This window comes from Pseudonocardia hydrocarbonoxydans, from assembly GCF_006539565.1.
GTDB lineage: Bacteria > Actinomycetota > Actinomycetes > Mycobacteriales > Pseudonocardiaceae > Pseudonocardia > Pseudonocardia hydrocarbonoxydans.
Genome location: NZ_BJNG01000005.1, coordinates 132,917 through 149,250, shown reverse-complemented (window position 1 = coordinate 149,250; position 16,334 = coordinate 132,917). Strand labels below are relative to the sequence as shown.

20 protein-coding genes and 2 pseudogenes are annotated in these 16,334 nt (G+C 74.5%); 10 read left to right on the top strand and 12 right to left on the bottom strand.

Annotated elements, in window-relative coordinates:
• Positions 1-108: 108 nt before the first annotated feature.
• The gene (locus tag PHY01_RS03495; protein WP_141276965.1) at positions 109-1,056 is read right to left on the bottom strand and encodes a LysR family transcriptional regulator; all 948 of its coding nucleotides are present in this window, start codon (positions 1,054-1,056) and stop codon (positions 109-111) included.
• A gap of 118 nt (positions 1,057-1,174) precedes the next feature.
• Between PHY01_RS03495 and PHY01_RS03490 the strand changes: the two genes are divergently transcribed.
• From PHY01_RS03490 to PHY01_RS03470, 5 genes are read left to right on the top strand one after another with little or no spacing between them, the layout of a single operon-like run.
• Complete coding sequence (locus PHY01_RS03490) at positions 1,175-1,465, top strand: hypothetical protein (RefSeq protein WP_141276964.1); 291 nt, start codon at positions 1,175-1,177, stop codon at positions 1,463-1,465.
• A gap of 4 nt (positions 1,466-1,469) precedes the next feature.
• Positions 1,470-2,336: an AAA family ATPase gene (locus PHY01_RS03485; RefSeq protein ID WP_141276962.1), complete on the top strand. Its 867-nt coding sequence runs from the start codon at positions 1,470-1,472 to the stop codon at positions 2,334-2,336.
• Positions 2,333-3,451 carry a vWA domain-containing protein gene (locus PHY01_RS03480; protein WP_246085672.1) on the top strand — a complete coding sequence of 373 codons (1,119 nt, stop codon included), beginning with the start codon at positions 2,333-2,335 and terminating at the stop codon, positions 3,449-3,451. Before PHY01_RS03485 ends, PHY01_RS03480 begins: the two co-directional genes overlap by 4 nt.
• Before the next feature lie 11 nt (positions 3,452-3,462).
• The gene (locus tag PHY01_RS03475; protein ID WP_141276960.1) at positions 3,463-3,780 is read left to right on the top strand and encodes a hypothetical protein; all 318 of its coding nucleotides are present in this window, start codon (positions 3,463-3,465) and stop codon (positions 3,778-3,780) included.
• Positions 3,777-4,190, top strand: coding sequence for a hypothetical protein (locus PHY01_RS03470; protein WP_141276958.1), 414 nt, complete (start codon positions 3,777-3,779; stop codon positions 4,188-4,190). The genes PHY01_RS03475 and PHY01_RS03470 overlap by 4 nt, the downstream gene beginning before the upstream one ends.
• A 138-nt stretch (positions 4,191-4,328) precedes the next feature.
• On the opposite strand, the gene PHY01_RS03465 is transcribed toward PHY01_RS03470, so the two are convergent.
• From PHY01_RS03465 to PHY01_RS03420, 10 genes are read right to left on the bottom strand one after another with little or no spacing between them, the layout of a single operon-like run.
• Positions 4,329-4,685, bottom strand: a complete 357-nt coding sequence (locus PHY01_RS03465; protein ID WP_246085671.1) for a hypothetical protein — start codon at positions 4,683-4,685, stop codon at positions 4,329-4,331.
• Positions 4,686-4,688: 3 nt separating this feature from the next.
• Positions 4,689-4,985 carry a hypothetical protein gene (locus tag PHY01_RS03460; protein ID WP_141276956.1) on the bottom strand — a complete coding sequence of 99 codons (297 nt, stop codon included), beginning with the start codon at positions 4,983-4,985 and terminating at the stop codon, positions 4,689-4,691.
• Between the two features lies 1 nt (position 4,986).
• Entirely contained in the window at positions 4,987-5,232 is a 246-nt protein-coding gene (locus PHY01_RS03455; RefSeq protein WP_141276954.1) for a hypothetical protein, read from the bottom strand.
• Positions 5,232-5,459 carry a hypothetical protein gene (locus tag PHY01_RS03450; RefSeq protein ID WP_141276952.1) on the bottom strand — a complete coding sequence of 76 codons (228 nt, stop codon included), beginning with the start codon at positions 5,457-5,459 and terminating at the stop codon, positions 5,232-5,234. The genes PHY01_RS03455 and PHY01_RS03450 overlap by 1 nt, the downstream gene beginning before the upstream one ends.
• A gap of 1 nt (position 5,460) precedes the next feature.
• Complete coding sequence (locus PHY01_RS03445; RefSeq protein WP_141276950.1) at positions 5,461-5,724, bottom strand: hypothetical protein; 264 nt, start codon at positions 5,722-5,724, stop codon at positions 5,461-5,463.
• Between the two features lie 6 nt (positions 5,725-5,730).
• Positions 5,731-6,306, bottom strand: a complete 576-nt coding sequence (locus tag PHY01_RS03440) for an SRPBCC family protein (RefSeq protein ID WP_141276948.1) — start codon at positions 6,304-6,306, stop codon at positions 5,731-5,733.
• A 1-nt stretch (position 6,307) separates the two neighbouring features.
• Positions 6,308-8,689, bottom strand: a complete 2,382-nt coding sequence (locus PHY01_RS03435; protein WP_170183614.1) for an aerobic carbon-monoxide dehydrogenase large subunit — start codon at positions 8,687-8,689, stop codon at positions 6,308-6,310.
• Positions 8,686-9,207 (bottom strand): (2Fe-2S)-binding protein, encoded by a 522-nt coding sequence (locus PHY01_RS03430; RefSeq protein ID WP_141276945.1) that lies wholly within the window; start codon positions 9,205-9,207, stop codon positions 8,686-8,688. The genes PHY01_RS03435 and PHY01_RS03430 overlap by 4 nt, the downstream gene beginning before the upstream one ends.
• Entirely contained in the window at positions 9,204-10,067 is an 864-nt protein-coding gene (locus PHY01_RS03425) for an FAD binding domain-containing protein (RefSeq protein WP_141276943.1), read from the bottom strand. The genes PHY01_RS03430 and PHY01_RS03425 overlap by 4 nt, the downstream gene beginning before the upstream one ends.
• A 9-nt stretch (positions 10,068-10,076) precedes the next feature.
• Complete coding sequence (locus tag PHY01_RS03420; RefSeq protein WP_141276941.1) at positions 10,077-10,304, bottom strand: hypothetical protein; 228 nt, start codon at positions 10,302-10,304, stop codon at positions 10,077-10,079.
• A gap of 162 nt (positions 10,305-10,466) precedes the next feature.
• Between PHY01_RS03420 and PHY01_RS03415 the strand changes: the two genes are divergently transcribed.
• The 5 genes and pseudogenes from PHY01_RS03415 to PHY01_RS03395 all read left to right on the top strand — a co-directional run bounded on the left by PHY01_RS03415 (position 10,467) and on the right by PHY01_RS03395 (position 15,677).
• Positions 10,467-11,345 (top strand): FAD binding domain-containing protein, encoded by an 879-nt coding sequence (locus PHY01_RS03415; protein ID WP_141276940.1) that lies wholly within the window; start codon positions 10,467-10,469, stop codon positions 11,343-11,345.
• A gap of 7 nt (positions 11,346-11,352) precedes the next feature.
• Positions 11,353-11,817 (top strand): (2Fe-2S)-binding protein, encoded by a 465-nt coding sequence (locus PHY01_RS03410; RefSeq protein ID WP_141276938.1) that lies wholly within the window; start codon positions 11,353-11,355, stop codon positions 11,815-11,817.
• A 41-nt stretch (positions 11,818-11,858) separates the two neighbouring features.
• A pseudogene (locus PHY01_RS28065) lies at positions 11,859-14,176 on the top strand (aerobic carbon-monoxide dehydrogenase large subunit).
• Positions 14,177-14,178: 2 nt separating this feature from the next.
• Entirely contained in the window at positions 14,179-15,096 is a 918-nt protein-coding gene (locus PHY01_RS03400) for an XdhC family protein (RefSeq protein ID WP_141276936.1), read from the top strand.
• 103 nt (positions 15,097-15,199) lie between these two features.
• Positions 15,200-15,677, top strand: a pseudogene (locus PHY01_RS03395) (hypothetical protein).
• 7 nt (positions 15,678-15,684) lie between these two features.
• Here PHY01_RS03395 and PHY01_RS03390 read toward each other — a convergent pair.
• The gene (locus tag PHY01_RS03390; protein ID WP_141276934.1) at positions 15,685-16,266 is read right to left on the bottom strand and encodes a DsbA family protein; all 582 of its coding nucleotides are present in this window, start codon (positions 16,264-16,266) and stop codon (positions 15,685-15,687) included.
• Positions 16,267-16,334: the final 68 nt, after the last annotated feature.

The following is a 16,334-nucleotide window of genomic DNA, read 5'->3' as shown; positions in this document are numbered from 1 at the left end:
TATGCCGGGGCATGTCGGGGAGCGGAGGTGACGAGAGTACTGCCGATACTCCGGTTGTCCAGGACCACTTCATGAATGCGCCGGGCAATGGGCTGTACGGACCAGTCCTCAGCTCCAGATCGTCACGTACACCGGCGGTCGGAACCGCGACGGCGGCACCCCGGCGCCCGGCGAGCGGAGCAGCTTCATGGCCTCGGGGGTGCCCAGGAAGTGCCGCAGCGACGCCGTGGCGGGGGAGCGCCGGTCGGCGGCCAGCGTGGTGGCGTGCCAGCACAGGTCGACGGGCGTGCCCGGCACGTCGAGGACGTGCAGCTCGCGGCGGCGCAGCTGGTGCACCGCGAGGTGGGCGATCCCGGGGGCCACGCCGGCACCGCGCCCGGCGGCCTCCCAGGCCGCGGTCTGGTTGGGGAACACGCTCAGCCGCGACTCCGGCACCCCGACCGCGCGCAGCAGCCTGCTGACGTCGCTGCCGGGGTCGGTCGCCGCCGGCTCCACCAGCCACGGCCACTGCGCGGGCGAGCCGCGGAACCGGGCCTCGGGGGAGGCGAGCACGACGAGCCGGCACCGGAACACCGGTTCGCTGACCAGCCCCAGGCTCCGGTCGGCCCCGAGGTACGGGCCGAGCGCGAGGTCGGCGAGGCGCTGCGAGACCAGCACTGCCATCTCCGCGGTGGCCGACACCCCCGCGGACACCTCGATCGTCCCGGCCGAGCGGGAGGTGAACGCGTCGGCGAGCGGGCCCGCCACGAACTCGACGATCGTGCTGGGCGCGGCCAGGCGCAGCTGCTCGGCCGCGCCCTGCGCGGAGCGCACCGCCGACTCGGCCTCGGCGCCGAGCGACACCATCTGCGCCGCGATCGTCAGCAGCCGGCTGCCACCGGGCGTCATCGTCATGCCGTTGCCGCTGCGGGTGAGCAGCGGGTCGTCGAGGTAGCGGCGCAGGGCCGCCAGCGCCTGCGAGACCGCAGGCTCGCTGACGCCCAGCGCGCTCGCCGCCGCCTTCACCGACCCGAGACGGGCGACGAGGACGAACGCGCTCAGCTGCGTCAACGTCATGACCGGAGTGTCCACCCGCTGTCGACCCGCCTTTCGGCCTAAGCAAAGGCTTATCCGCCCGTTGCCGCGGGCGGCCGGCGCGGCCACGCTGGGACCGCGTCACGAGGAGAGGTGTGCCATGGCGGAGGACGACCCGCGGGCCGACGAGGGACTCGCGGTGTTCCGCGGGATCTGGGACGCGCGGCGCGCGCACGGCGCGGGCCCCGGCCCCGGCACCACCCGCACCTGCCGGAACATGACCGACATCGGGTTCGGCGGGATGGCGGGCGAGACCCCCGAGGGCGGCTCCACCGCGCGCCCCGTCGACGACGACCAGCGCCGCGCGTGGCGCGCGCTGCTGGCCCGCGAGGGCAAGCTCGTGCCGGGCGCCACCAGCGTGCGCGACCTGGTCCTCGGCACGGAGCGCTAGTCGCGTGGACCGGCCCAGCGGCGTCGCCGACCTCGTCGCGACGCTGCGCGGGGGTGGCTACCTCGCCGACCGGGGCCTGGCCACCGCGGTGTTCGTGGCGCTCTCGCTCGACCGGCCGCTGCTGCTGGAGGGCGAGCCGGGCGTCGGCAAGACCGAGATCGCGAAGGTGCTGGCCGCGGTGCTGGGCCGCCGGCTGATCCGCCTGCAGTGCTACGAGGGGATCGACACCGCCCAGGCGCTCTACGAGTGGGACCACGCCCGCCAGCTGCTGCAGGTCCGTGCGCTGGCCGAGGGCGGCGAGACGTCGGTGAAGGCGCTGTTCGGGCCCGAGTTCCTGCTGGAGCGCCCGCTGCTCGCCGCGGTGCGGGCGGGCGGGCGGGCCGTGCTGCTCGTCGACGAGATCGACCGCGCCGACGACGAGTTCGAGGCGTTCCTGCTGGAGCTGCTGTCGGACTTCCAGATCACCGTGCCCGAGGTCGGCACGATCGCCGCGGCGAGCCCCCCGTTGGTGGTGCTCACCTCCAACCGCACCCGCGAGCTGCACGACGCGCTCAAGCGCCGCTGCCTGTACCACTGGATCGACTACCCGGACGTGGAGCGGGAGGTCGAGATCGTGCTGCTCCGCCAGCCCGGGGTGGACGCGGCGCTGGCGCGCACGGTCGTCGGCGCGGTGCACCGGCTGCGCGAGCTGGACCTGGCCAAGCCGCCCGGCGTCGCCGAGACCGTCGACTGGGCCCGCACGCTGAGCTTCCTCGGCGAGCCCGCGCTCACCGTCGACGCCGCCGACCTCACCCTGGGCTCGGTGCTCAAGGAGCGCGAGGACCTGGAGCTGGCGCGGGAGAACCTCGACGAGATCACCTCGGGCGCGTGAGCGGCGGGCCGGTCCGGGTGCTCGTCGGGTTCGGGCGGGCGCTGCGGGCGCGCGGGATCGCCGTCGGGGCCGGTGACGTCGAGACGTTCTGCGCGGCCATGGTGCCGCTGGACCCCACCGACCTCGACGACCTCTACTGGGCCGGGCGCACCACCCTGGTCACCCGCCGCGACGACCTCGCGGTCTACGACGAGGTGTTCCGGGCGTACTTCCTCGGCGAGGACACCGCCGGGCCGCCCCGGCCCCGACCCCGGACGGCCGTCGCGGCCGGGGTGCTGGAGGTGCCCGCGGTGGACCCGCCGCCCTCCGCCGCGGACCCCGGCGACGAGACGCGGCTGGGCCTGGTCGCCTCGGACGCCGAGGCGCTGCGGCACCGGTCCTTCGCCGCCTGCACCCCCGACGAGCTGCGCGCCCTGCGCCGGATCATGGCGCAGATGCGGTTGACGCCCCCGCGGCGGCGCACCCGCCGCACGCAGCGGGCCACCCGCGGGCGCGTCCCCGACCTGCGCCGCACCGTCCGCGACTCGCTGCGCCTGCACGGCGAGCCGGTGCCCCTGCGCCGCAAGCGCCGCCGCGTGAAGCCCCGGCCGCTGGTGCTGATCCTCGACGTGTCCGGCTCGATGGCCGACTACTCCCGGGCGCTGCTGCAGTTCGCGCACTCGGCGCGGCACTCGGCGCGGCGCGTGGAGGTGTTCTGCTTCGGCACCCGGCTCACCCGGATCACCGTGGCCCTGCAGAGGCGCAGCCCCGACGAGGCGCTGGCCCGGGCCGCGGCGCTGGTCGTCGACTGGGAGGGGGGCACGCGGATCGGGGCGTCGATCGAGGAGTTCGTCCGGGGCCGGGGCCGCCGGGGCGGGTGCCGCGGCGCGGTGGTGGTGATCTGCTCCGACGGCCTGGACCGCGGCGACCCGGACACGCTCGCCACGGCGATGGAGCGCCTGACCCGGCAGTGCCACCGCGTGGTGTGGATGAACCCGCACCGCGGCGACGACCCGGGGTACCGGCCGCTGACGACGGGCATGATGGTGGCGCAGCCGCACGTCGACCTCCTGCTGTCCGGGCACGACCTGAGCAGCCTGGCCGAGCTCGCCGTGCTGCTCCCGGAACTGGGATGAGCGGAGTGCGTGTGACCAGGTGGAGCGTCGGGATCGAGGCCGCGGGCGACCGCGTGCTGGAGGTCGAGGAGATCATCGGGCTGGCCGACGCCGTCGCGCCGATGCAGGGCATCGCGTCCGGCGTCGGCGACACCCGCTACGGCGCGCAGATCGTGGTGGAGGCGGCGAGCCGGGAGGCCGCGCTCGAGCAGGGCCGCGCCGACTTCGCCGCCGCCGTGGCCCGCGCCGGCCTGCCGGAGTGGCCGGTGGTGCGGGCCGAGGCGGTGAGCGAGGCCGAGGACGCCGCCCCCGAGGGGGAGCCGGTCCCCGACGGGGACGGGCCGGGGTGATCCGCCTCGGGTCGCTCGGTGGCTACGCGTTCTCCGGCCCGCGCCTGCTGGGTGGCTGGACGCCCCCGGCCCGGCCCGGCGTCTACGCGATCCTCTACCGGCCGCGGCCCGGGTCCGAGCAGTACGCGGTGATCTACGTGGGGCACGCCGACGACCTGTCGGCCGAGGGCCTGCCGTTCCGGCACCGCCGGTCCCCGTGCTGGGCGCGGCGGGCGGGATCGCGGTGGCAGGTGCACGTGGCCCACCTGGAGGTGCCGGGCGGCAACCGCCCGCACCGGGAGCAGATCACCCACGAGCTGGTGGCCGTCTACCGCCCGTTCTGCAACGAGCAGCAGTTCGACCACACCTGGCGCGACGAGTGGATCGGCGGGCCCCCCGGGGCCGCGCCACCGGAGCGCGCCGCCGAGTAGCCCGGGAACTCCTCCGCCGCCCGCCCAGGAGGCGAGCGGCGGGGGAGTTCCTCGTGTCCGCTTCGGGCGGGACACCGGCACAGTCTCGGGGACCCCGCGCCCCGGCGGTGTCTCAGAGTCGAGACGATCTCGGCCGGATCACCGGCGGGAGGGCAGGTAGCCGACCGTCTCGTGGATGCGCGAGCGCCGCCTGCCCGACGCCGGGGTGGCGACCCGCGGCCGCTGCGGGGTGGGGGAGACCTTCCGGAGGATCAGCTCCGCGAAGCTGTAGAGCAGCGGGAGCGCACCGGCGATCCGGCCGCCGGTGCCGGTGACGTGACGCAGGCCGGGCCGGATCGCCCGCGCGTCGTCGACGATCCGTCGCACCAGCTCGTCGCCCGCCTCCAGGGTGGTGGCGACGCGGCCGAGCAGCGAGCCGATCCACCACAGGAAGAACGCCAGCCCGGCGATCAACACGACGATCTCGACGACGGTGAGCACGATCAGCACGGTCACGGGTCAGCCCTTCCCGGCGGGGGTGGGGATCGAGCCGGCCACCCGGCCGAGGAACAGGTGGTGCTGCAGCCCCTCGGCGAGCACCAGGTCGAGCCCGGCGCCGGTGGTGGTGATCAGCTGGGTGTCGGCGGTGTGGGCGGTGATGTCGGCGAGCGTCCCGCCGATCGACGTCACCGCGGCGTCGATCCGCCGGACGAACGCGACCAGCAGTGACAGCAGCGCCACCACGGCGACGATGACGACGGCGCCGAGCACCAGGATCACCGTCCAGAACGCGATCTCGGGGTCGGTCGGCTCCATGTCAGCCCCCCAGCCGCGCGCGGCCGCGCTGCAGGCCGGCGATGATCGTGCCGGCGTGGTCGATGGTCTCGTTCAGCCCGGCCAGGCCCGCGGTGTGCGTGCGGGCGCGGCCCAGCGCCTCGTCGATCTCGTGGGCGCGGGTGCCGATGCGGTGGGCCAGCACCAGGATCGGGGCCACCAGCGCGACGACCACCACCACGACCACCAGGCCGATGACGAGGCCGAGCGTCCATCCGAAGGGCACCATCAGACCGTCTCCGTCCAGGCCCGCACGGGCGCGAGGTGCGCGTTGACCGACGGCACGACCACCGGCACGGTTCGGGTCCGGTCCGCGACGGCGCGCACCGCCACCAGCACCGATCCGAGGGTGTCGTGCACGTGCCACAGGTGCAGCAGCACCCGCAGCAGGCCGACCGCGGTGACCGCGACGATCAACCCGGCGACGACGACCGTGGTCCAGGCGACGAGTGGCATGTCAGACCTTCTCGGGGAGCAGCAGGGCGACGCTGCCGGCGTAGCGCGTGGCGCCGGCGGCGATCTGCCCGACGACGGCGTCGGTGCGGGCCAGCAGCTCCGGCACGTCCTCGACCTCGTCGGTGAGCCGCTCGCCGTGGACGAGGATGTCGTCGCAGGCCGCGCGGATCCGCTCGACGGCGGCGAGCACCCGGTTGAGCAGGGCGATCACCACCGGCAGCACCACGAACAGCAGGACGGCGTTGCCGATCCACCAGAGCACCATCTCACCTCACCTGTTCCGGTCGTAGGGCAGGAAGAACCGGGCGAACACGCGGGCCAGCGCCCGCCGCGCGGCGCGCAGGGCGATGGTGAGACCGCTCGCCGGGGCGGCCGCGCGCACGGCGGTGGCGGTGCCGCCCCCGCGCGTGAGGTCGTACTGGACGCAGTCCGCGAAGCTCGTCAGCAGCACGCCCGTGACGTCGGAGATCAGGCCCCGGCCGAACTGCGCCGCCGCGCCGGAGACCGTGAGGTCCTGGTCGACGGTGACGGTCGTGCCGCCGCCCGCGGGTGCCAGCGTCGCGGTGATGGTCATGGCCGCCTCGCCGCGGCCCCGGTCCTCCGAACCGGCGGCGTGCAGCACCATCCGGTGGGCCGCCTCGTCGGCGGACACGATCCGCGCGGTGCCGCTGAAGTGGAGCCGCACCGGGCCCAGCGCGGCCACGACCCTGCCCTGGTAGGTCCCGTCGCCGTCGTCGCCGACGAGCGTGGCGCCGGGCAGGCAGGGCGCCAGCCGCGGGACGTCGAGGAAGTGGGCCCAGACCCGGTCGATCGGGGCGTCCACGGAGAACTCGTTGCGCAGCAACACCTCAGTCGCTCCTCACCGGCGGCATCCCGGACACGTCCCGGCCGTCCTGCAGGGCCTGCCAGACGCGGTCGGGCAGCAGCGGCATGTCGATGTTGCGGACGCCGGTGTCCGACAGCGCGTCGTGGACGGCGTTGACGAACGCCGCGGGCCCGCCGACGGCCGCGCACTCGCCCACGCCCTTGGCGCCGATCGGGTGGTGCGGGCAGGGCGTGACGACCTCGTGCAGCTCGAACCCGGGGGTCTCCCACGCGGTGGGCAGCAGGTAGTCCATGTAGTTGGAACCGACCATGTTGCCCTCGGCGTCGTAGGTCTGGAACTGCATGCTGCTCATCGCGTACGCCTCGGTCAGCCCGCCCATGATCTGGCCCTCGACGACCATCGGGTTGATCCGCACCCCGCAGTCGTCGACGGCGACGAAGCGCAGCACGTCCCACACCCCGGTCTCCGGGTCGACCTCGACGGTCGCGATGTAGCAGGCGAACGGCCAGGTCAGGTTGGGCGGGTCGTAGTAGGCGACGTTCTCCAGGCCGGGCTCCATGCCGTCGGGCATGTTGGAGTAGGCGGCCATGGCGCACTCCTGGATGGTGGCCCCGCGGTGCGGCGCGCCGCGGACGTAGAGGCGGCCGAGCTCCCACTCGACGTCCTCCTCGGAGCACTCCAGCAGGTGCGCCGCGAGCTTGCGCGCCTTGGCCCGCACCTTGCGCGCCACCATCGAGATCGCCGCGCCCGCCACCGGTGTCGACCGCGACGCGTAGGTGCCCATCCCGAACGGGGCGGTGTCGGTGTCGCCCTCCTCGACGATCACGTCCGCGGCCGGGATGCCGAGCTCGTGGGCGACGATCTGGCCCCACGTCGTCTCGTGGCCCTGGCCCTGGCTCTTCGCCCCGACCCGCAGGATCGCCTTGCCGGTCATGTGCACCCGCAGCTCGGCGGAGTCGAACATCTTGATGCCGAGGATGTCGTACTCGCGGCTGTTGCCCGCCCCGAGCGGCTCGGTCATCGTCGAGATCCCGATGCCCAGGCGCCTGCCCCGTGTGCGCGCCTCGGCCTGGTCGACGAGGAACTGCTCGTACCCGATCGCGTCCAGCCCGAGTCGCAGGCACTTCCCGTACTGCCCGGAGTCGACGAGGAACCCGAACGGCGTGCGCGCGGGGAACGCGTCGTCGCGCAGCAGGTTGATCCGGCGGAACTCGGCCTGGTCCATGCCCAGGTCGACCGCGGCGGCCTGCATCATCCGCTCCTGGAAGAACATCGCCTCGGTGACGCGGAACGAGCACCGGTAGGCGACGCCGCCGGGGGCCTTGTTCGTGTAGTGGCCCTGTGCGGTGATGTGGCCGGTGCCGATGTCGTAGCAGGCGAACGCCGAGTGCAGCAGCCCGATCTTGAACTTGGTGGGCTGGGCGTCGGCGAAGAACGCGCCCTGGTCGGTGTCGGCGTGCATCCGGACCGCCAGGATCCGCCCGTCGGAGCGCAGCGCCATCTCCGCGGCCAGGTACATGTCGCGGCCGAACCCGGTGGAGGCGAGGTTGCCGGTCCGGTCCTCGATCCACTTCACCGGCCGCCCGAGCAGGATCGAGGCGAGGATCGACGCGACGTAGCCCGGGTAGACGGGCACCTTGTTGCCGAAGCCGCCGCCGATGTCCGGGGACACGATCCGGATCATGTGCTCGGGCAGCTCGGCCACCAGCGCCACGGCGGCACGGATGATGTGCGGCGCCTGGGTGGTCATGTACACGGTGAGCTTCTGCGTGGCCGGGTCGAAGTCGGCGATGGAACCGCAGCACTCGATGGGCGACGGGTGGCTGCGCGGGTAGTGCAGCTGCATCCGCGACACCACGTCGGCCTGGGCGAAGGCGCGTTCGGTGGCCGCGCGGTCCCCGACCTCCCAGCGGTAGCAGGTGTTGTCGACCTGCCCTTCCTTGTCGTCGCGGATGAGCGGCGCGTCGGCGGCCCTGGACTGCAGCGGGTTGACGACGGGCGTCAGCGGCTCGTACTCGACGACGATCGCGTCGCAGCCGTCCTTGGCGATGTAGGGGTCGTCGGCGACGACGACGCACACCTCCTGGCCCTGGAAGCGGACCTTGTCGGTGGCCAGCACGGCCTGGGTGTCGTAGGACAGCGTCGGCATCCAGGCGAGGTTGCGCTGGGCCATCATCTCGCCGGTGAGCACCAGCCGGACCCCCGGGATCTCCCAGGCCCGCGAGGTGTCGATCGAGGTGATGCGGGCGTGCGCGAGCGGGCTGCGCAGGATCTCCATGTGCAGCATGCCCGGCAGCACGATGTCGTCGGTGTAGTTGCCGCGCCCGCGCACGAACCGGGCGTCCTCGACGCGCCGGCGGCTCGCGCCCAGCCCGCCGATCTTGATCTCGTCCAGCGCCGTCACGACGTCCGCTCCTGGTCGGCTGCCCACAGGACCGCCTTGACGATGTTTTGGTAGCCGGTGCAGCGGCAGAGATTGCCCGACAGGGCCCAGCGCACGTCCTCCTCGGACGGGTCGGGCACGCGGTCGAGCAGCGCCCGGGCGGTGAGCATCATCCCGGCGGTGCAGAACCCGCACTGCAGCCCGTGCTCGCGGGAGAAGCCCTCCTGCACCGGGTCGAGCTCGCCGGGCGTGCCCAGCCCCTCCACGGTGGTGACCTCGTGCCCGTCGGCCTGGACGGCGAGCATCGTGCAGGACTTCACCGGCTCGCCGTCGAGCAGCACGGTGCACGCCCCGCAGTTGGTGGTGTCGCAGCCCAGGTGGGTGCCGCGCAGGGACAGTCCCTCGCGCAGCAGGTGCGCCAGCAGCAGCCGGGGCTCCACCTCCACCACCCGGCGCTCGCCGTTGACGGTGAGCGTCACCCGTCGCTCCCCGGTGCGGGTCTCCCGCACCTCGCTCGTGCCCGCCCTGCCGTAGCTCATGCGACCGCCTCCAGGTCGGTGCGGGCCAGCCCGCGCCGGACGAACGTCGCCACCACGTGGCGCTTGTAGGCGACGCTGCCGCGGTGGTCGCCCTTCGGACGGGACGCCTCGGCGGCGAGCTGGGCCGCCTCCTCCACCGTCGCCGCGGTGAGCGGCCTGCCGACCAGCGCCTGCTCGGCCGCCGTGGCCGCGATGGTGTGCGGGCCGACGCCGGTGAGCGCGATGCCCGCGCGCACGACCCGGTCGCCGTCGGTCTCCAGCGCGACGGCGACGCCGACCGTGGCGAAGTCGCCGACGCGGCGTTCCAGCTTCAGGTAGCGGCCGCTGACCTGCCCCCGTGGCGCCGGGGCGACGGCCTCGACGGCGATCTCGCCCGGTCGCAGCGCGTTCTGGAACGGGCCGAGGGTGAACTCCGCCATCGGGATCGGGCGGCGCCCGTGCGGGCCCTCGGCGACGACGTGGCCGCCGAGCGCGAGCAGCACCGACGCCCAGTCGCCCTGCGGGTCGGCGTGGCACAGCGACCCGACCAGGGTGCCGCGGTTGCGCACGATCGGGTCGGCGATCAGCGGCGCGGCCGAGGCGACCAGCGGGTGCCGGGCCAGTACGGAGGAACGCTCCAGGTCGACGTGGCGGCACAGCGCGCCCACCCGCAGCACGCCCGCCTCCACGCGGTGGTGCCCGAGGCCGGGGACGCCGTTGATGTCGACGAGCAGCTCCGGCGCGGCGAAGCGCAGCTTGAGCAGCGGCACCAGGCTCTGCCCGCCGGCCAGGACCTTCGCCTCGTCGCCGTACTGCGCGAGCAGCGAGCGGGCCTCGTCCAGCGAGTGCGGCGCCTCGTAGCGGAAGCGGGACGGGTACACGGTGTCCCCCTAGCGCCGCGGCTCGACGATCGCGATCGGACCGGTGTCGTCGCCGGGCTCGGGGCGGGGCGCCTGGTGCGGCGGCCACGGGCCGGCCACCGGCCGCGCGGCCACCTTGAGGAACTCGGTGATCTGCGGCCACGCGTGGATGGAGCTCCGCCCACCGCGGGGGGCGCCCTCGACGAGGGGGTACATGCGCGGGTTGCCCGCGCTGTACCCGTCGGACTCGATCGGCATCGGCCTCGCGCTCGCTTCCGGTCGGAGTGGCGTGTCGGGTGTGTCGCGGGCCACATGCTGCACCCGGACGGGGTGCGGCACCCGCCCCTCCTAAGTGATGGGTTAAGAGGTCTTGTCGCCGTGTGTGACCGCGACCACGATGGAGTGGCCCCGGGAGGTGAGATGCAGGTTCCCGCCCAGTTCGAGTACCGGCGCGCCACGAGCGTGCAGGACGCCGTGGCCCTGCTCGCGCGGTACGGCTCGGAGTCCCGGGTCGTCGCGGGCGGGCACAGCCTGATCCCGATGATGAAGCTGCGCCTGGCCCAGCCCGAGCTGCTGGTCGACATCAACGACCTCGCCGAGCTCGGCGGCGTCCGGGTGGTCGACGGCGAGCTGCGGCTGGGCGCGCTGCTGCGCCACGCCGAGCTGCTCGCCTGCGCCGAGGCGGGCGAGCGGGTCCCGGTGCTGCACGACGCCGAGCGCGTCATCGCCGACCCGGCGGTGCGCAACCGCGGCACGGTCGGCGGCTCGGTGTGCCAGGCCGACCCGTCGGAGGACCTCTCGGCCGCATTCTGCGCGCTGCGGGCGGTCGCCGTCGTCCGCGGCACGGACGGGCACGAGCGCGAGGTGCCGATGCGTGCGTTCTTCCGCGGGCCCTACGAGACGGCGGTCGGTCCCGCGGAGCTGCTCGTCGAGCTGCGGGTGTCGCTGTGGAGCACCGGCAGCGCGTACGTCAAGGTCGACCGCCGGTCGGGCGACTGGGCCGTCGCTGCCGCGGCGGCGGCACTGCGCCTGGAGCCCGACGGCACCGTGGCCGACGTCGGGATCGGGCTCACCGCGGTGGGGGCGCGCGGTTTCGTCGCCGCCGAGGCCGAGGACGACCTGCGCGGCCGGGCCGCGGGCGTCGACGCGTTCGCGCGGGCCGGCCGGCTCGCCGCCGCGCACTGCGCGCCGGTGGCCGACCAGCGCGGCCCCGTCGACTACAAGCGCCACCTCGCCGGCGAGCTCACCGTCCGCGCGCTGGCGCGGGCGGCCGACCGGACCGGCGTGCCGTGGAGGTGACCGTCCGGTGGAGGTGACGCTGACCGTCAACGGGCGGGAGCACACCCGCGAGATCGAGCCGCGGCTGCTGCTGGTCCACCTGCTGCGCGACGACCTCGGGCTCACCGGCACCCACTGGGGCTGCGACACCTCCAACTGCGGCGCGTGCGTGGTGTGGATGGACGAGCTGCCCGTCAAGTCCTGCACGGTGCTCGCCGCGATGGCCGGCGGGCGGCGGGTGCGCACGGTCGAGGGGCTGGAGGGGCCCTCGGGGCTCGACCCGGTGCAGACCTCCTTCATCGCCTGCCACGGCCTGCAGTGCGGGTTCTGCACGCCCGCCATGCTCATGACGGCCCGCTGGCTGCTCGACCACGACCCCGACCCCTCCGAGGACGACATCCGCGAGGCCGTCTCCGGCGTGACGTGCCGCTGCACCGGCTACGAGAACATCGTGCGGGCGATCCGGCACGCGGCCGCAGGCGGGTCGCCGTGACCTCCCTCGCCGACCACCCGACCCCGACCGGTCACGGGCGCATGCTCCGCAAGGAGGACGCGCGGTTCGTGCGGGGGCGGGGCCGGTTCGTCGACGACGTCACGCTGCCGGGGATGCTGCACGGCGCGGTCCTGCGCAGCCCGCACGCGCACGCCCGGATCGTCTCCGTCGACGTCAGCGCGGCCGAGTCGCACCCGCTGGTGCGCGCCGTGGTGACCGGTGAGACGCTGGCCGCGCGCGGGATGGCGTGGATGCCGACGCTCTCGCACGACGTCGCCGCTGTGCTGGCCACCGACAAGGTGCGCTACCAGGGGCAGGAGGTCGCCTTCGTCGTCGCGGAGAACCGCTACGCCGCCCGCGACGCGCTCGCCCTGATCGACGTCGAGTACGCGCCGCTGGAGCCGGTCGTCGACGCCCGCCGCGCCCTGGACCCCGACGCACCGCTGGTCCGCGACGAGAAGCAGGCCGACAACCGGATCTTCGACTGGGAGTCCGGTGACGCCGACGCCACGGCCGCCGCGTTCGCCGCGGCCGACCACGTCAGCACCTGCGACCTGCTCTACCCCCGGGTGCACCCCTCGCCGCTGGAGACCTGCGGCGTCGTGGCGAGCGCCGACCCGGTCGGTGGCGGGCTCACGGTGTTCGCCACCACCCAGGCCCCGCACGCGCACCGCGCGCTGTACTCGCGGATCGCCAGCATCCCCGAGCATCGCATCCGGATCGTCGCGCCCGACATCGGCGGCGGGTTCGGCAACAAGGTCGGCATGTACCCGGGCTACCTGTGCGCGGTCGTCGCCTCGACGATCACCGGGGCGCCGGTGAAGTGGACCGAGGACCGTTCCGAGAACCTGATGAGCACCGCCTTCGCCCGCGACTACCACATGCGCGGGGAGATCGCGGCCACCGCGGACGGCCGGATCCTGGGCCTGCGGGTCCGGGTGCTGGCCGACCACGGCGCGTTCAACGGCACCGCGCAGCCCTCGAAGTTCCCCGCCGGGTTCTTCCACGTCTTCACCGGCTCCTACGCCGTGCCGGCCGCGCACTGCCACGTGACCGGCGTCCACACCAACAAGGCACCCGGTGGCGTCGCCTACGCGTGCTCGTTCCGGGTGACCGAGGCGTCCTACCTGGTGGAGCGGCTCGTCGACGTGCTGGCCCACGACCTGCGCCGCGACCCGGCGCAGCTGCGCATGCAGAACCTGCTGCGCCCCGCGGACTTCCCTACGTCTGCGCCACCGGCTGGGAGTACGACTCCGGCGACTACCCGCGCACCCTCGCGCTCGCCCTGGAGCTCGCGGGCTACGACGAGCTGCGCCGCGAGCAGGCGCGCGGCACCGGCGGGAGCACCCGCATGGGCATCGGCCTGAGCTTCTTCACCGAGGCCGTCGGCGCCGGCCCGCGCGCGACGATGGACGTCGCCGGGTTCGGCATGGCCGACGCCGCCGAGCTGCGCATCCACCCGAGCGGCTCGGCGGTGCTGAAGGTGTCCTGCATGTCGCAGGGGCAGGGCCACGAGACCACGTTCGCGCAGCTCGTCGCCCAGGAGCTGGGCATCTCCCCGCACGAGGTCGACGTGGTGCAGGGCGACACCGACCGCACCCCGTTCGGGCTCGGGACCTACGGCTCGCGCTCCACCCCGGTCGCCGGGGCGGCCACCGTGATCGCCGCGCGGCGGGTGCGCGACCGGGCCCGCACCGTCGCCGCCGCGCTGCTGGAGGTGGCGCCGGAGGACCTGGAGTGGGACCACGGCCGGTTCGGCGTCCGCGGCGTGCCGGGCGCGGGCGCGACGCTCGCCGAGATCGCGCTCGCCGCCCACTCCGACCTCGAGCTGCCCGCGGGCGTCGAGGGCCAGCTGGACGCCGCGTGCGTCTACAACCCGCCGAACCTGACCTTCCCCTGCGGCGCCTACGTGTGCGTGGTCGACGTCGACACCGGGACCGGGCAGGTGCGCGTGCGCCGGTTCGTCGCCGTCGACGACTGCGGGGTCCGGATCAACCCGACGATCGTCGAGGGGCAGATCCACGGCGGCCTCGCCGACGGCGTCGGGATGGCGCTGATGCAGCTGATGGCCTTCGACGGGGCCGGCAACCACCTGGGCGCCTCGTTCATGGACTACCTGCTGCCCACGGCGAAGGAGTGCCCGTCGTGGGAGCTGGGGGAGACGGTGACGCCGTCCCCGCACCACCCGGTCGGCGCGAAGGGGATCGGGGAGTGCGCCACCGTCGGGTCGCCGGCGGCGGTGGTGAACGCGGTGCTCGACGCGATCGGGGTGCGGCACGCCGACATGCCGCTCACCCCGGCGCAGGTGTGGCGGGCGATGCAGGGCAGGCCCCTGCGCAACGATCTGGCGGTGGAGTGACGATGAGGACGGCGGAGCTGCTCTCGCGGGTCGACGGGCTGCGGTCCGGGCGCACCCCGTTCGTGCTGGCCACGGTGGTCCGTGCCGAGCGCCCGACCAGCGCCAAGCCCGGCGACTGCGCGCTCGTGCTCGCCGACGGCACCGTCGACGGCTTCGTCGGCGGGGTGTGCGCGGAGTCGACGGTGCGGCTGGAGAGCCTGCGGCTGCTGCAGGCCGGCGAGTCGGGCCTGCTGCGGATCACCCCGCACGCCGGCTCCCCGGAGCCTGCCGAGGAGGGGGTGCGCACCGTCGGCAACCCGTGCCTGTCCGGCGGCACCCTGGAGATCTTCCTGGAGGCGATGGTGCCCGCCACCCTCGTCACCGTGTACGGCGACGCACCGGTGGCCCGGGCGCTGCTGCGGGTGGGCGGGGCGCTGGAGTACGACGTGCGCCCCGGCGGCACGGAGATCGCGCCGGACACCTCGGCGGTGGTGGTGGCCGCGCACGGCCGCGACGTCGACGGCCGGGACGAGGCCACGGTGCTGCGCGACGCGCTCGCCGCGGGCGTCGGCTACGTGGCGCTGGTGGCCAGCCCCCGCCGGGCCGCCGGGGTGCTCGACGAGCTGGCCGCGCTGGGCGTCGCGCCTGCGGACCGGGCGCGCGTCCACGCCCCGGCCGGTCTCGACATCGGCGCCCGCAGCGCCCCGGAGATCGCGCTGTCGGTCTTCGCCGACATCGTGGCCCGGCGTCCGCGGGTGCACCTGCCAGGCGCGCCGAACGTGCCCGCGGGGGCGCCGGAGGTGGCCGTCGACCCGGTGTGCGGGATGTCGGTGGCGGTCACCCCGGCCGGCATCTCCGCCCAGCACGCCGGCACCACCACCTGGTTCTGCGGCACCGGCTGCCGCCAGGCCTTCCTGGACGACCCCACCCGCTTCCGCTGACGGTCGCCCGGATCCCCCGACCCGCGGACGGGAGGGGCGCGACCCGTGGGCGGGCACGTCGCGACTCGCGGGCGGGAAAAGCGCGACTCGCGGGGTCTGGTGGGTGCGCCGACATCCAGCTCATCGCCGAGGCCTACGACCTGCTCACCCCCGTCGCCGGGCTGGACGCCCGGCCATCGCGACGATCTTCGAGGAGTGGAACAGCGGCGACCTGGAGTCGTTCCTCATCGAGATCACGGCGAAGGTGCTGGCCAAGACCGACGAGAAGACCGGCGGCCACCTGGACCGCCCTCGACGCGCTGGGCCTGGGACTTCCGCTCACCGGCATCACCGAGGCCGTGTTCGCGCGCGGGCTCTCGGCGCTGCGCGACGAGCGCAAGGCCGCGTCGACCACGCCGGCCGGCCCCACGCCGGGGGACGGGCGCCGCGCCGACAGCCTCGTGGACGACATCCGCCAGGCCCTCTACGCGAGCAAGGTCGTGGCCTACGCGCAGGGCTTCGCGCAGGTGCGCGCGGACGCCGACGGGTCGTTCCACACCCGCTGGGGCCAGGACGGCACGGAGGTCCGCACCGACGGCTAGGAGCTGGCTAGACGGCACCGTCGATCGCGGCCTGGACCGCGGTCAGGATCGGGCCCGGCCGGGCCGGTATCGCCACGCCGTCCACGAAGACGCTGGGCGTCCCCCCGATCCCGCGCCCGATCGCCCGCTGGGTGACGAACGGCGGCCAGGGCAGGTAGGTGCCCCGGCGGACCGTCTCGGGGAACTGCTCGCCGGTGATACCGATCTCCTGCCCGAGCTGGACGAGCTGACCGTCGGTGAGGCCGGGGCCGCCCTCGGGCGGCTGGTTCGCGAACAGGGTCCGGGCGTACTCGTGGAACATGCCGGCGTCCGACGCGGCCGCGGCGGCCGCCGCGGCGCGCGTCGAGTACCCCGTGGTGGAGACGGCGTCGAGGAAGTCCATCGGGTGCCGGACGAAGGTGATGAGCTGGTCCTCGAGCAGCCGGTCGAGGGTCGGCCCGGCCATCAGCTCGAACTGCCGGCAGAAGGGACAGGCGAAGTCGATGTAGGCCTCGACCTCCACCGGTCCGAGGCCGACGACGATGCCGTCCCCCACAGGGTTGGTACCGCGCGGGACGACGGGTGGTGCGGCAGCCGGGTTCACGGTCATGACGTGGATGCTGCCCGGGGCGGCACCACCCGTCTTCGCTCCGCCGAGGCGAGGTGGCGCTCCGCCGT

Excerpts from the sequence above, each read along its gene's own strand:
- PHY01_RS03495 (WP_141276965.1), bottom strand. The coding sequence starts at position 1,056 with ATGACGTTGACGCAGCTGAGCGCGTTCGTCCTCGTCGCCCGTCTCGGG.
- PHY01_RS03460 (WP_141276956.1), bottom strand. The coding sequence starts at position 4,985 with ATGGAGCCGACCGACCCCGAGATCGCGTTCTGGACGGTGATCCTGGTG.
- PHY01_RS03415 (WP_141276940.1), top strand. The coding sequence starts at position 10,467 with ATGCAGGTTCCCGCCCAGTTCGAGTACCGGCGCGCCACGAGCGTGCAG.
- PHY01_RS03420 (WP_141276941.1), bottom strand. The coding sequence starts at position 10,304 with ATGCCGATCGAGTCCGACGGGTACAGCGCGGGCAACCCGCGCATGTAC.
- PHY01_RS03455 (WP_141276954.1), bottom strand. The coding sequence starts at position 5,232 with ATGGTGCCCTTCGGATGGACGCTCGGCCTCGTCATCGGCCTGGTGGTC.
- PHY01_RS03490 (WP_141276964.1), top strand. The coding sequence starts at position 1,175 with ATGGCGGAGGACGACCCGCGGGCCGACGAGGGACTCGCGGTGTTCCGC.
- PHY01_RS03400 (WP_141276936.1), top strand. The coding sequence starts at position 14,179 with ATGAGGACGGCGGAGCTGCTCTCGCGGGTCGACGGGCTGCGGTCCGGG.
- PHY01_RS03450 (WP_141276952.1), bottom strand. The coding sequence starts at position 5,459 with ATGCCACTCGTCGCCTGGACCACGGTCGTCGTCGCCGGGTTGATCGTC.
- PHY01_RS03445 (WP_141276950.1), bottom strand. The coding sequence starts at position 5,724 with ATGGTGCTCTGGTGGATCGGCAACGCCGTCCTGCTGTTCGTGGTGCTG.
- PHY01_RS03390 (WP_141276934.1), bottom strand. The coding sequence starts at position 16,266 with ATGACCGTGAACCCGGCTGCCGCACCACCCGTCGTCCCGCGCGGTACC.
- PHY01_RS03430 (WP_141276945.1), bottom strand. The coding sequence starts at position 9,207 with ATGAGCTACGGCAGGGCGGGCACGAGCGAGGTGCGGGAGACCCGCACC.